This is a genomic window from Sphingomonas sp. Root720 (assembly GCF_001428605.1).
Classification (GTDB): Bacteria; Pseudomonadota; Alphaproteobacteria; order Sphingomonadales; family Sphingomonadaceae; genus Rhizorhabdus.
Genome location: NZ_LMID01000001.1, coordinates 492,121 through 505,622, shown reverse-complemented (window position 1 = coordinate 505,622; position 13,502 = coordinate 492,121). Strand labels below are relative to the sequence as shown.

Annotated in this window: 12 protein-coding genes; 9 read left to right on the top strand and 3 right to left on the bottom strand. The window is 66.3% G+C overall.

Features of this window, described 5'->3' with window-relative positions:
- Positions 1-126 precede the first annotated feature (126 nt).
- From ASE22_RS02350 to ASE22_RS02340, 3 genes are all read right to left on the bottom strand, one after another.
- The gene (locus ASE22_RS02350) at positions 127-2,475 is read right to left on the bottom strand and encodes a TonB-dependent receptor (protein ID WP_056550272.1); all 2,349 of its coding nucleotides are present in this window, start codon (positions 2,473-2,475) and stop codon (positions 127-129) included.
- A gap of 412 nt (positions 2,476-2,887) precedes the next feature.
- Positions 2,888-3,925 carry a phenylacetaldoxime dehydratase family protein gene (locus ASE22_RS02345; protein WP_056354403.1) on the bottom strand — a complete coding sequence of 346 codons (1,038 nt, stop codon included), beginning with the start codon at positions 3,923-3,925 and terminating at the stop codon, positions 2,888-2,890.
- A 39-nt stretch (positions 3,926-3,964) separates the two neighbouring features.
- Positions 3,965-4,987: a carbon-nitrogen hydrolase family protein gene (locus ASE22_RS02340; RefSeq protein ID WP_056354400.1), complete on the bottom strand. Its 1,023-nt coding sequence runs from the start codon at positions 4,985-4,987 to the stop codon at positions 3,965-3,967.
- A 191-nt stretch (positions 4,988-5,178) separates the two neighbouring features.
- On the opposite strand from ASE22_RS02340, the gene ASE22_RS02335 reads away from it, so the two are divergent.
- The 9 genes from ASE22_RS02335 (at position 5,179) to ASE22_RS02295 (ending at position 13,466) form a co-directional block, all read left to right on the top strand.
- Positions 5,179-6,138: a helix-turn-helix domain-containing protein gene (locus ASE22_RS02335; protein WP_056354397.1), complete on the top strand. Its 960-nt coding sequence runs from the start codon at positions 5,179-5,181 to the stop codon at positions 6,136-6,138.
- Between the two features lie 124 nt (positions 6,139-6,262).
- Positions 6,263-6,736 (top strand): Lrp/AsnC family transcriptional regulator, encoded by a 474-nt coding sequence (locus ASE22_RS02330; RefSeq protein WP_056354394.1) that lies wholly within the window; start codon positions 6,263-6,265, stop codon positions 6,734-6,736.
- 174 nt (positions 6,737-6,910) lie between these two features.
- Positions 6,911-7,570 (top strand): hydrolase, encoded by a 660-nt coding sequence (locus ASE22_RS02325; RefSeq protein WP_056354391.1) that lies wholly within the window; start codon positions 6,911-6,913, stop codon positions 7,568-7,570.
- 85 nt (positions 7,571-7,655) lie between these two features.
- Complete coding sequence (locus tag ASE22_RS02320; RefSeq protein WP_056354388.1) at positions 7,656-8,495, top strand: alpha/beta fold hydrolase; 840 nt, start codon at positions 7,656-7,658, stop codon at positions 8,493-8,495.
- Positions 8,496-8,521: 26 nt separating this feature from the next.
- Positions 8,522-8,755: a DUF1427 family protein gene (locus ASE22_RS02315; RefSeq protein WP_056354385.1), complete on the top strand. Its 234-nt coding sequence runs from the start codon at positions 8,522-8,524 to the stop codon at positions 8,753-8,755.
- A 53-nt stretch (positions 8,756-8,808) separates the two neighbouring features.
- Positions 8,809-10,674, top strand: coding sequence for an amidohydrolase (locus ASE22_RS02310; RefSeq protein ID WP_235536200.1), 1,866 nt, complete (start codon positions 8,809-8,811; stop codon positions 10,672-10,674).
- A 151-nt stretch (positions 10,675-10,825) separates the two neighbouring features.
- Entirely contained in the window at positions 10,826-11,263 is a 438-nt protein-coding gene (locus ASE22_RS02305) for a DoxX family protein (RefSeq protein ID WP_056356237.1), read from the top strand.
- Positions 11,250-12,653: an alginate export family protein gene (locus ASE22_RS02300; protein WP_082545784.1), complete on the top strand. Its 1,404-nt coding sequence runs from the start codon at positions 11,250-11,252 to the stop codon at positions 12,651-12,653. The genes ASE22_RS02305 and ASE22_RS02300 overlap by 14 nt, the downstream gene beginning before the upstream one ends.
- Positions 12,654-12,752: 99 nt before the next feature.
- A complete protein-coding gene (locus ASE22_RS02295) occupies positions 12,753-13,466 on the top strand; it encodes a YoaK family protein (protein WP_056354377.1) in 714 nt (237 codons plus the stop codon).
- The last annotated feature ends 36 nt before the right edge of the window (positions 13,467-13,502 follow it).

Genomic DNA, 13,502 nt, shown 5'->3' with positions numbered 1-13,502 from the left:
GAAGTATATGCTCCTTCCCTCCACCGCCATCCCGGCTTTCGCCAGGATGGCGGTGGAGGATTTCTCGCGATAGTCAAACGGACAGTGCCTTGATTCATGCCATGCGGATCAAGGCCCCTCGCCAGTTCAGAAGTTGAAACCCAGCGTCGCACCCCATTCGCGGGGGCGGTTGTAATTGGCCTCGTGGAAGCCGATCCCGTAATTGCTGTCGCCTGAGACGATGTAGCGTTCGTCGGTGACGTTATCGACGAACAGGCGCAGCGACCAGCGCTTGTCGGGCGCGGCATAGCCCGCCGACAGGCCGAGCGTCTGATAGGCTCCCTGGTTGAGGAAGCGCGAATTGAGCGCGTCGTTGGCGTAGCGTGACGAGAAGTGGAAATCGGCCCGCGCGTCGAGCTTTGCGTCGCTCTCCAGCGTATAGGTATAGGAGCCGCTGAGCGTCCCCTGCCATTCGGGCGACTTGGGCAGCCGGGTCGACAGGCTGAGGATCTGCTCGGGGGTGCTGACCAGCGCCGGATTTGCCCGGATCGCGGTGTAATGGCTGTCGAGATAGCCGAGATTGGCGCTAAGCTCGAGGCCGGGGAGCGGGATGGCGGTGAACTCGGCCTCGACCCCTTTGATCCGTGCGTCGCCCGCGTTGAGCGTGACCGGCGCGCCGAGATTCTCGAACACGGTGACCTGGATGCCCTTATAGTCGGTTGTGAAGGCCGCGAGGTTCAGCCGGACCTTGCGGTCGAAGGCGTCGATCTTGGTGCCGACTTCGAAGGTGGTCGCATTCTCGGGGGCAAAGGAGAGGATCGACGGCCGCGGCGCCACATAGCGCAGGTTGAAGCCGCCGCTCTTGAAGCCCTTGCTGTAGGATCCGTAGAGCAGGACATTGCCCATCCGGTAGTCGACGCTGAGGCGCGGCGAGAATTTCTCGAAAGACTGCGAGGCGACCGAGTTGCGCGGCACCAGTGGGATCAGCGTGCCGGCCGGCGCCCCGCCGAACAGGAAGGGGGAGGCCGATCCGGTGACGATATACTGGTCGGACAGAAAGCGCTTCTTGTCCTTGGTGTAGCGCCCGCCGCCGGTCAGCGAGAGGCCGTCGACGATCATCCAGGTCGCCTGGGCGTAGGCGGCATAGCTCTTGTTCCGGACTTCGGCGACATCCTGGTAGATGGTGCCGACCACCTCGGGCAGGCGGACGATCAGCGGATCGGAGCCCTTCTCGTCGAAGTAGAACAGGCCGGCGGCATATTTGACCGCGCCGTCGACCAGGTCGCCGACCGCCTGCAGTTCCTGGGTGAACTGCTGGTGGCGATAGCCGTAGTTGGAGGTTTCGGTGATCACCAGCGGCGAACCGTCGGCATCGCGGTTGAACGATCCGGTGGTCTTGCGATAGGCGGTGATCGACTTGATCGAGAGTTGTTCGCTCGCCTTGAAATCGAGGGTCAGCGCGGTGCCCCAGGCGTCGATGCTGCTGCCGTTCGGGCCGGTCGCATAGGTCCGGTCGGTGCCGGTATAATAGTTGGCGGTCGTATAGCGGTCGTTGCCGATCACCGGGATGACCGAGGGGGTCGACCCGAAGGTGTTGTAGGCGAAGACGAGCGGGCCGTCGGCGAGTGTACCGGTGATCCCGGCCAGCCGATCGCCGGCGTTGTTCTCGCGCAGGCGGCTGTAATCGCCCGACAGGGTGGCGCTCAACCGGTCGGAGAACGCGTGCGTCAGCACCATCCGCGCGGCCTGCCGGTTCTCGTTGCCGAGGTCGGTCAGCGGCGTGCCGCCAAGCAAGGGCTTCTGTTGTGGCGTGTAAGCGGACTTGACGAAGCCATTCTTATCCTTGGAGGAAATAGAGATACGAACCCCCGTATCCGGACCGAGCGGCAGGCTGACCGACCCGCGCAGATAGCGGCGGCCATAATTGCCGAGCGAGGCTTCGAGCGAACCGCCGAATTCCTTGTCGGGCATCTTCGAGATGATCGAGATGGCGCCGCCGATGGTGTTGCGGCCGAACAGCGTACCCTGTGGGCCGCGCAATATTTCCATCCGCTCGATGTCGAGCACGTCGAGCACGCCGCCGACCGATCGGGAGACATAGACGCCGTCGACATAGGTGCCGACGCCGGGATCGGTGGTCAGCGCAAAATCCTGCTGGCCGATGCCACGGATGAACACCGAGGCCGCGTTGGACGCGCCGCTGACCGGCGCGGTGAAGTCGAACGAGACGTTGGGCGCCAGCCGCGACACCTGCTGGATGTCGGAGAGCCCCTTTCGGGCGATGGCATCGCCGGTGAAGGCCGAGATAGCGATCGGCGTCGACTGCATGTTTTCGTTTCTTTTCTGGGCAGTAACGACGATTTCTTCGATCATGCTCGAACTGTCGTCGGCCTGTTGCGCCACCGCCGGGCCAGCGGCCGACAGCAGGAGCGCGGTGCCCGCCAGCGTCAGGCCGAGGGCCCGGTCGCTCGCGCGCGATGTCAGAAACGGCTTCATCTTCTGGTCTCCCTGTTTTCGTTTATCGCTGCCCGGCGGCTTCCGGCTGCGCGGAATGTCCGTGGGCTCGGCGCCGAGTGTATGCCGATGGGCGCAGGGTTCTTGCTTGAGGCGGCGCGATGCGTTGTTCGACGCGGCGTGGGTGGGGAGGCCAATTCGACCGGTCATGCTGAGCTTGTTTCAGCATCCACAGGGAAGCTGGGTCACGGCCAGGAGGTTCCTGCCAATCGCCGGCGGGATTGCTCAAATGGCCTGGTGGACCCTGAACAAGTTCAGGGAAGGGAAAAGGGAGCGCCGTCCCTACAACCGTGATTCCGACGAAAGCCGGAATCTCGTCGTTCTTCGTCCGGTATCGGGCACTGGAAAAGGCAGTGAGATCCCGGCTTTCGCCGGGATGACGTCAATCGCAATATTAGCGCGGCAGCTGCTTCAGGAAGCCGGTCTCGGCGTGGCAGTTGCGATAGTCGTAATATTGCTGTTCCGGCGTAACCGCGTAAACCTCGTGCCAGAGGCGCAATTTCAGATCGAAGTTCAGCGCCTGCACGGTCTTCATGAAGGTGCCGAAGATGGCGAGGTGGGTGGGATGACCCTCGGACCAGCCTTCCATGTCGGCCAGCGAGCGCCAGTAGCTCCAGCCGAAGCTCTTCTCCTGCGGCGTGCCGTCGAGATCGACGATCCGCATGTAGCGGTTGACGTAGCAGCCGCATTCGCCGCCCCGGTCGCGCAGGAAGTCCATGCCGGCGCGCAGCACCGGTTCGATCTCCTCCAGGTAGAGGCGGCGTTCCTCGCCCGAGGTGGGGCCCCAGTCCTGGCCCGACCGGATGATCGCGATATTCGCATGTCCGCCGACCGTGACATGGCCCGAGGAGGCGACCGTGAAGCCTAGCTGGCCGCCCGGGGCGAGCGCGTCGGTCTGCGCGATCGGGAAGCGGTCGCGGGCCGATCCCCAATAGGCATGTTCCTGCACCGGAGGGCTCCGCGTTGCGAGCGCGCGGCCGATGCCCTCCATCTCGTCCTCGGTGCTGTAGAGCGTCTCCAGCCGATCGACCGTGGGGGTCAGTATCTCGCGGAAATGGCCGAGGCCGGTTTCGGCCGAGCGGAGTGCCGCAACCTCGTCGCGCGTCTCCCAGCGGCGGAACGCCGACGGATCGGTCCAGTAGGGTTGCACCACCAGCGTGTCGTAGCCGGCTTCGTCGACATAGCGTGCGAGATCGACATGGCGGGCGCCGCTGGTCGCGTCGAGCGTCGCGTGGAGGTCGCGGGCATGGGCCAGCGCCCGCAGGGCATCGGCCGGGTTGCGCCACTGCACCCCGTAATTCGCCATCACCACCCGCTCGACGGCGGGATCGATCCGCGCCGACCAGGCCGGATAGGGCGGGGCATAATCGTCGGCGATCCGCCGCTGGCGCGAGCGGGCGCAGGCGAGGTGGGGGGTGATCGACGAGTCCATGGTGCCTCCCTGCGATGATCCTGCCCGTGAAGCCCAGGTTTAGGAAATGATCTTCTCGGCGCCCGGAGCGATCTCCTCGAACGCTACCGGCTGGACCGGGGCGTCCTGCGGCGATCCGAAATGCTGGACCGGCCGGCTGCGATGCGGATTGAACAGCAGCCGGGCGACGTCGGGCCGGGAATAATGGCCGGTCGGGTCGGCCGCCGACTTGGCATAGGCGATCGTCGACAGGTCGATATCGGCATAGAGCAGCCCCTCCTGGTCCTCCGGAAGCGGGTCGCACAGCGGCCGGCCGTCGGGCGCGAAGATCATCGCGTGGCCGCCGCCGGGGGCCAGCAGTTCGCGCTTGGCGTCGGTATCGCACATCAGCTCGATCATCTCGGGCGAGATGATCCCGCAGGAGGCGATGACGAAGCACTGCCCCTCGACCGCGTACATCCGGCTCGCCGCCAGGTTGACCTCGGGCCCCAACGCATAGGCCTTGCCCGGATAGAGCGAGAAGCTGGGCCAGGAGGCGATGTGGACCTGCTCGTCCTGCGAATACATGGCGAAGCGGTTGAGCGGGTTGAGATGCTCCCAGCAGCACAGCGCGCCGAGATTGCCGAGCTCTGTCGCATGGACGCGCATGTCGCTGCCGTCGCCCTCGCCGAAGATCGTCCGCTCGACATGGGTCGACTTGAGCTTGCGGCGCGGGGTGATCGTTCCGTCGGGGGCGATGATGAGCTGGGCGATGTAGAGGCTGCCGGCGGCACGCTCGGAATAGCCCATCACCACGCGGATGTCGTTCTCGCGGGCGCAGGCGGCGAGCCGCTGCGCCTGGGGGCCGTCCGCGGTCATGCAATTCTCGAAATGGCGGGCGACGAACTGCATGCCCCAGGCCGGGGAATCCAGCCAGGCCCACCACGGATAGCCGGGCAGCCAGCATTCGGGGAAGGCGATCAGCCTCGCCCCCTGCGATGCCGCCTCGCGGATCAGACCGACCGCCTTTTCCACCCCCGCCTCGAGGTCGAGGAAGGCCGGGGCGGCCTGGACCGCGGCAACCTTGAACGGACCATCCGACATGCAATCTTCTCCCTGGAACCTTGACGCGCCAGGCCGGCGGCTGACCGGCCATGTCCCGAACATCCATGGTTGGGCGTCCGCCGTCTTTGCTCCAAGGGCCCACGCCTTTGTCGCGAGCGGCACGGGCCGCAAATCGGGAATGCAATCGGGTTTCGACTGCTCTATGGTCCAGGGCTCAGGGGGACGCAGCCATGTCCGAACATCTGCTGAGCACCGACACGGTCCGCGCGAAGGAAAGATTGCCCTATTGGTGCGATCTGGTCTGCGACACCTTCGTCGAGCTCGATTGCGACAGCCGGGAGTCCGACAGCTTCTCGGGCGAGCTGCGCAATATCGCGTTCGGCGCGATCCAGATCTCGATGGTGGACTCGGTGGCCCAGCGGGTTCGGCGTACCCGCAGCCGCATCGCCGGTTCGGACCGCGATCATTTCCTGCTGAGCCTCCAGCTCAAGGGCACCGGCGCGATCTGCCAGGACAGTCGGGTCGCGACGCTCTCCCCGGGCGATTTCGCGCTCTACGACTGCACGCGGCCCTATGAGCTGCGTTTCGACGAGAGCTTCTCGCAGGTCGTCCTGCGGCTCCCCCGCGAGACGGTGACCGGGCGGCTGATCGACAGCCATCTGCTGACTGCGCGGCGGATCGACGGCAAGCGGGGGGTGGGCCTGCTCGCATCCAGCTTCATCCGCCAGCTCCACGAACAGCTTGCCGACATCGACGATCTCAGCCTGGGCCGGCTCCAGGCCAATGCGGTCGACCTGATGGCGACCGCGCTGGCCGAGCAGACCGGCGGGCAGGCGCGGCCCAACGAAGGGCAGGCGATCATCCGCCAGCGGGTGTGCGCCTTCATCGACCGCAATCTCGGCGACCATCGCCTGACCTGCGAGGGCATCGCGGCGGCGCACGGCATCTCCCAGCGTTACCTCCGCAAGATCTTCGAATCCTCGTCGATGACGGTGTCGGACTGGATCTGGTCGCGCCGGCTCGAACAGGCGAAGGCCGATCTCTCCGATCCGCTGATGGCGCACGTCTCGGTGACGGCGATCGGCTTCGACGTCGGCTTCAAGGACGCCGCGCATTTCAGCCGCGCCTTCCGCTCGCGCTTCGGCATGTCCCCCCGCGAATGGCGCAACAGCGCGGCGCAGCGGCACTAGCGCAAGTTCGGCATGGCGAGAGGCGCGCGTGCTCTCAGATGTGCTGCGAAGTCCGTTGGCAATTTTTTGCGTACGGATTATCTTTTGCCATAAGATTTTTCGCATTTCTCTAGGACGGAGAAATATGGCTGCCGAACTCGATGCGTTCGATCGCAAGATCCTGGCGCTGCTGCAGCAGAATGCCGACCAGTCGACCGCGGAGATCTCGGAAGCGGTCGGGCTGTCGCCGTCGCCCTGCTGGCGACGCATCCAGCGGCTGCGCGAGGAGGGCTATATCAAGGCGCAGGTGGCGCTGGTCGACCGTCGCAAGGTGGGGCTGAACACCCAGGTCTTCGCGCAGGTCAAGCTCAATGCCCATGGCCGTTCGCACCTGGAGGATTTCAGCGATGCGATCCGCGGCTTCCCCGAGGTGCTCGACTGCTACGTCACCATGGGGCCGACCGATTTCCTGCTGCGTATCGTCGCCGCCGACATCGACGCCTATGAGCGCTTCTTCTTCGACAAGCTGTCGCGGGTGCCGGGCGTACAGGAGATCAATTCGATCGTCGCCCTGTCGGAGATCAAGTCGACCACCGAATTGCCACTGACGCTCGCCTGACATGTCTTCGCTTCATGTTGGCGTAGGCCGGCAGAAGCGGAACGACCAGGGGCTTTTCAATTTTATAGAAAAGTTCGGTCAATCTTATCACGGTGTTTCGCAGAAGTCGGCTGCCCTAATCCTGTTTTCAGCCCGGACGGACCGGGCGCTGGATCAAGCACAGGGACCGACATCATGACCATCACCGCCACTCCGACCCCCGGCAAGACGCTCCTCTCGCCGACCAACCACAGCCTGGTTCTCATCGACTTCCAGTCGCAAATGGCCTTCGCCACTAAGTCGATCGCGCCGGAACTCCTCCGCAACAACGCCGCGCTGGTCTCGAACGCGGCCGCCGGCTTCAACGTCCCCACCATCCTGACCACCGTCGCCGAGAAGAGCTTCTCCGGGCCGATGTTCAGCGAGATCACCGACGCCTTCCCCGGCCGGAAACTGCTCGACCGCACTTCGATGAACACATGGGAAGACGCCGCCGTGATCGAGGAGGTCAACGGCATCGGCAAGGAGCGCATCGTTTTCGCCGGCCTGTGGACCTCGGTCTGCATCGTCGGCCCGGTGCTCTCGGCGATCGACCAGGGTTTCGAGGCCTATGTCATCACCGACGCCAGCGGCGACATCTCCGACGAGGCGCATGAGCGTGCCGTCGAGCGGATGGTCCAGGCCGGAGCCCGCCCCGTCACCTCGCTCCAATATCTGCTCGAACTGCAGCGCGACTGGGCTCGCGGCGAGACCTACGACATGACCACCGGCATCGCCCGCAAGTGGGGCGGCGCCTATGGCCTCGGCATCACCTACGCCAAGGCGATGTTCGATGCCTCCGAGGCTGGCCACTGAGCCTGGCCTTCTCGCGGCCGGCACCCCCTTCCGCCGGCCGCGCCCTTACGACATCCTGATATTCCCGAACCGAAAGGATCCACCCATGAGCAACTTCGTGACCACCACCGACGGCGTCGAGATCTTCTACAAGGACTGGGGCGCCAAGGACGCGCAGCCGATCATGTTCCACCATGGCTGGCCGCTGTCCTCCGACGATTGGGATGCGCAGATGCTGTTCTTCCTGGCGAAGGGCTACCGCGTCGTTGCCCATGACCGTCGCGGCCATGGCCGCTCGGCCCAGGTCGACGTCGGGCATGATATGGCTCATTATGCGGCCGATGCGGCGGCGGTGGCCGAGCATCTCGATCTGCGCAACGCCATCCATATCGGCCACTCGACGGGCGGCGGCGAAGTCGCGGCCTATGTCGCCCGCCACGGTATCCCGCAGGGACGCGTCGCCAAGGCGGTGCTGGTGAGCGCGGTCCCGCCGATCATGCTGAAGACCGAGCGTTATCCGGACGGCCTGCCGATCGAGGTATTCGACGGCTTGCGCGCCGGCCTGGCCGCCAACCGATCGCAGTTCTTCCGCGATGTCGCCGCCGGCCCCTTCTACGGCTTCAACCGCGACGGTGCCGACGTGAAACCCGCCGTCATCGACAATTGGTGGCGCCAGGGGATGATGGGCAGCGCCCTGGCCCATTATGAAGGCATCAAGGCCTTTTCCGAAACCGACCAGACCGACGACCTGAAGGCGATCACCGTACCCACGCTGGTCCTCCACGGCGACGACGATCAGGTCGTTCCCTACAAGAACGCCGCGCTGAACCAGGCGGCATTGCTGCCTGACGCCACCCTCAAGGTCTACGAGGGCTATCCGCACGGCATGCTGACGGTGAATGCCGACGTGCTGAACGCCGACATCCTCGCCTTCATCCAGGCCTGAGCACCAGCGACGGAGGAACGGGCGCCATGAAGATCTATCTGCTTTCGATGGGGGCCGGGCTCCTTGCCGGCCTGCTCTACAGCCTGATCGGCGTCCGTTCCCCGGCACCTCCGGCCGTGGCCCTGGTCGGACTGCTCGGCATCCTGCTGGGCGAACAGATGCTGCCGGTCGCCAGGCGGTTCGTCGCCGACCCCGACATACTTTCGGTCGTGCGCAGCCACCTCGCGGCCAATGACCAGGACAGGGACCGCGACGCATGAACCTCACCCGCCGCCAGGCGCTCGCCAGCGCCGCCGCCCTGACTGCCACGCCCATGGAGGCCTTCGCCATGACTCCCCAGGACATCATCATCACCAATGCCAGGATCACGACCCTCGACCGCGCCAACCCGGTAGCCCAGGCGGTCGCGATCCGCGACGGCCGGTTCCTGGCGGTCGGCGGCGAGGCCGAGGTCCGTGCGGCCGCACCGAACGCGACGATGATCGACGCGAAGGGCCGCCGCCTGATCCCCGGCCTGATCGACAGCCACATCCACGTCATCCGCGGCGGGCTGAACTATAATATGGAGCTGCGCTGGGAAGGCGTGCCGACCCTTTCCGACGCGATGGCGATGCTGAAGCGGCAGGCCGAGAACACGCCGCCGCCGCAATGGGTGCGCGTCGTCGGCGGCTTCACCGAACACCAGTTCGCCGAGAAGCGCCTGCCGACGATCGAGGAGATCAACGCCGCCGCACCCGACACGCCGGTGTTCATCCTCCATCTCTACGATCGCGCCCTGCTCAATGCCGCGGCCCTCCGCGCCGTGGGCTATACGAAGGACACGCCCAATCCGCCGGGCGGCGAAATCGTCCGCGACGCTTCCGGAAACCCGACCGGGCTGCTGCTGGCCCAGCCCAACGCCACCATCCTCTACGCGACGCTGGCCAAGGGGCCGAAGCTGCCGCCCGAATATCAGCTCAATTCGACCCGCCATTTCATGCGAGAGCTCAACAGCCTCGGGGTCACCAGCGTGATCGACGCGGGCGGCGGCTACCAGAATTATCCCGACGACTATGAGATCGTCGAGAAGCTGCATCGGGACGACCAACTCACCCTGCGCATCGCCTATAACCTCTTCACCCAGAAGCCGAAGGAAGAGTTGAAGGACTTCGCTACCTGGTCGACCCAGGTGAAGCCCGGCGATGGCGACGACAGCTACCGCCACAACGGCGCGGGCGAGATGCTGGTCTATTCGGCCGCCGATTTCGAGGATTTCCGCGTCGAGCGGCCCGACATGCCGGCCACTATGGAAGCCGATCTCGAACCCGTCATCCGCCTGCTCGCCGAGCGGCGCTGGCCCTGGCGGCTGCACGCCACCTACGACCAGACGATCGACCGCGCCCTGACCGTGTTCGAGAAGGTGAACCGCGACATCCCGCTCCAGGGGCTCAACTGGTTCTTCGATCATGCCGAGACGATCAGTGATCGGAACATCGATCGGATCGCGGCGCTCGGTGGTGGCATCGCCGTCCAGCATCGCATGGCCTATCAGGGCGAGTATTTCGTCGAGCGCTACGGCGCCAAGGCCGCCGAGCGGACGCCGCCGATCAAGCGGATGATGGCTGCCGGCCTGCCCGTCGGCGCCGGCACCGACGCGACCCGCGTCGCCAGTTACAACCCCTGGGTGTCGCTGTCCTGGCTTGTGACCGCGAAGACCGTCGGCGGCCTGCGGCTCTATCCGGTCGCCAACCGGCTCGATCGCGAGACCGCGCTGCGGCTGTGGACCGAGGCCAACACCTGGTTCTCGAACGAACAGGGCAAGAAGGGGCAGATCAAGGCCGGGCAACTGGCCGACCTGGCCCTGCTGTCCGACGATTATTTCTCGGTGCCCGAGGATCGGATCGTCGCACTGCGCTCGGTACTGACCATGCTCGGCGGCAAGGTGGTGTTCGGGGAGGGCGACTTCGCCCGGCTGGCGCCCGAAGCGCCCAGGGCGATGCCCGACTGGTCGCCGGTCGCGACCTTCGGGGGCTATTGGCGGGCGCCCGAGGCCCGCGCGAAGATGGCTTCGGCCTGCGGTTGCGCATCGTCGTGCAACGTCCATGGGCACGACCATGCTGCGGCCCTGGGCGCGAGCGTTCCGGCGGCTGACGTCCAGAGCTTCTGGGGCACGATGGGTTGCGGCTGCTGGGCGGTGTGAGTTTGTTCGGGGGGGAGCGGGTCGTCCCTCATCCCAACAGCGTCATGCCAGCGAAGGCCGGCATCTCAGGCGGCGCCTGCCTCGACCTCGTCTCTCATCTTCCGAGATGCCAGCCTGCGCTGGCATGGCGAAAAGGGAAAAGAATATTGCGATGCCCCAGTCCCTCGAAAATCCCCGCTTCGTCGCCGCGATCCTCGACTGGCCGGCGACCGTGCACGTCGCGCGGTTGGCCCTGGTGGGACCCTATCTGGTCGGCGGGCTCGCCAAGCTCGCCGACTGGCAGGGGGCGGTTGCGGAGCAGGCGCATTTCGGGATCCAGCCTGCCGCGCTGTTCGCCGCGATCACCATCCTCGTCGAGCTGGTCGGCCCAGCCTTGATCCTCGCCGATCGGCTCGCCTGGCTGGGGGCAGGGATGCTCGGGGGCTTCACCCTGTTCGCAGCGATCCTCGCCAACGCCTTCTGGACGATGACCGGCACCGACCGGTTCGTGGCGACCAACGCCTTCTTCGAGCATCTCGGGCTTGTCGGCGGCTTCGTCCTCGTGGCGATGCTGTCGGCCCGGCGGCGGACCTCCGATGATCCGGCATAGGGTCGCCGCCGCCGCGGGCCTGTGTCAGTTCGCGGTCGCCGCCCCCGCGCTTGCGCAGGGCCGAGAGGCGTGGCAGCCGCCGACGCTGACCAACACCCGCTACGACGAGGACTGGTCGAAGCTCGGCGATCCGGCCGCCCGCACCGGCCACTGGACCGAGGCCTTCAAATATGTCCCGCTCGATCGGAGCGGCTCGACCTGGCTGACCACGGGCATCGAGCTGCGGCTGCGGTCGGAAAGCTTCGACGACAATCTGTGGGGCGGGGCGGCCGCGCCCGACGACGGCTATCTGTGGAGCCGGGCGCTGCCCTATGCCGATCTCCATGTCGGCCGGGTGCGCGCCTTCGTCCAGCCGGTCGCCGCCTTCACCCGGGGCGTGGCACCGAGCGCGGGACCGATCGACCAGACGCGGGTCGACCTGCTGCAGGGCTTTGCCGAGGTCTCGCTGCCGATCGGCGGCGACACCGAAGTCACGCTGCGCGGCGGCCGGCAGATGCTGTCGCTCGGTACCGAGCGGCTGATCGGCACCCGCTACGGCCCCAATGTCCCGCTCGCCTTCGACGGCGCGCGCGCCGACATCGTCCATGGCGCGGTGACGGTCAGCCTGTTCATGGTGCAGCCGGTCCGGCCCGGCACCGGCTCGTTCGACGATCGCTCGTCGCCGACGAAGAAACTGTGGGGAGGCTATGCCCGGCTGCCCGGCCTCGACCTCTATTATCTTGGCTATCGCAACCGCGATGCCAGCTTCGCCGGGCTGACCGGCCAAGAGCGCCGCCACAGTCTCGGCCTGCGTAGTCACGGCACGGCGGGCGAATGGCACTGGAATGTCGAAGGCGTCTATCAGTTCGGCCATTTCGCGGAGCAGCGCATCTCGGCCTGGACGGTCGGCAGCGAGGTGGGGCGCCACTTTCCCGATATGCCGCTCGCGCCGCATGCCGTGGTCCGCTTCAACGTCGTCAGCGGCGACAAGAGCGCGTCCGACGACACGCTCGGTACGTTCAACGCGCTGTTTCCCAAGGGCAAATATTTCGGCGAACTGTCGCCGGTCGGGCCCTACAACATCGTCAGCCTCAACCCTTCGCTGTCGCTCGCCGTCGCCCGCGACCTGTCGCTCGGCATCGCCGCCATGGCCTATTGGCGCTATTCCCGCGCCGACGGCATCTACGACATCCCGGGCAACCTGATCCGTCCGGCGACGGCCTCCACCGGGGGCAATGCGCGCAGCCGCTTCATCGGCAAGGAGGCCGAGGCGAGCTTGAGCTGGCAGGCGACGCCCGAGCTGGAGCTGTCGGCCTCGCTCTCGGCCTTCCAGGCGGGCGGCTTCATCCGGCAGAGCGGGCCGGCCCGCACGATCGGGATGCTCGGCCTCGAGGCCAATTTCCGGATCTGAACATTCCGCCCTCCGGACGGGCGCGCACGATCTTATTCCAATGCCTGCACCCAATGCGATCGCCTCGACCGATCCGCTATATCCACCGGGAGACCATCGATGACCGCCTCCGAAGCCGCCCCCCAATCCAAAAGTGCCGCGCCTTTGCCCTGGCTGTTGCTGCTGCTGTCGGTGACCACCGGCCTGGTCGATGCGATCAGCGTGCTCGGGCTCGGCAAGGTCTTCACCGCCAACATGACCGGCAATATCGTATTCCTGGGCTTCGCCGCGGCGGGGGTGCCGGGCTTCGCGGCGGTCCCCTATCTGGTCGCGATGCTCGCCTTCCTCCTCGGCGCACTGGTCGCGGGCCGAACCGGCAAGATGCACCGCGGCCGGCCGCTGCGGCGCTGGCTGATGACGGCGGCGGTAATCGAGGCGGCGCTGCTGTGGATCGCCGCGATCGTCGCGGCGGGCTTCGACGTCGCGACCCAGTCTCCGTCGGCCGGACTGTTCGGGATCATCGCGCTGACCGGGCTCGCCATGGGCTTCCGCAACGCGACGATCCGGCAGCTCAAGGTCCCCGACCTGACCACCACCGTCCTGACCCTGACGCTGACCGGCCTCGCCGCGGATTCGCGCTGGGCCGGCGGCACCAACCCCAATTGGGCGCGGCGCGTCGGTGGCGTGGCGGCGATCTTCGCCGGTGCCGCGGTAGGTGCGGCGATGGTCGTCCATATCGGACTGGTCGCGCCACTGATCGTCGCGGGCCTGCTGATACTGGCCGGGACGGTGGCGTGCGCGTTCCATCCGCAATCGGCCGCACCGATCGAATAGCTGGTTTCGACGGATGTGATTGCCGTTCCCCGGTGC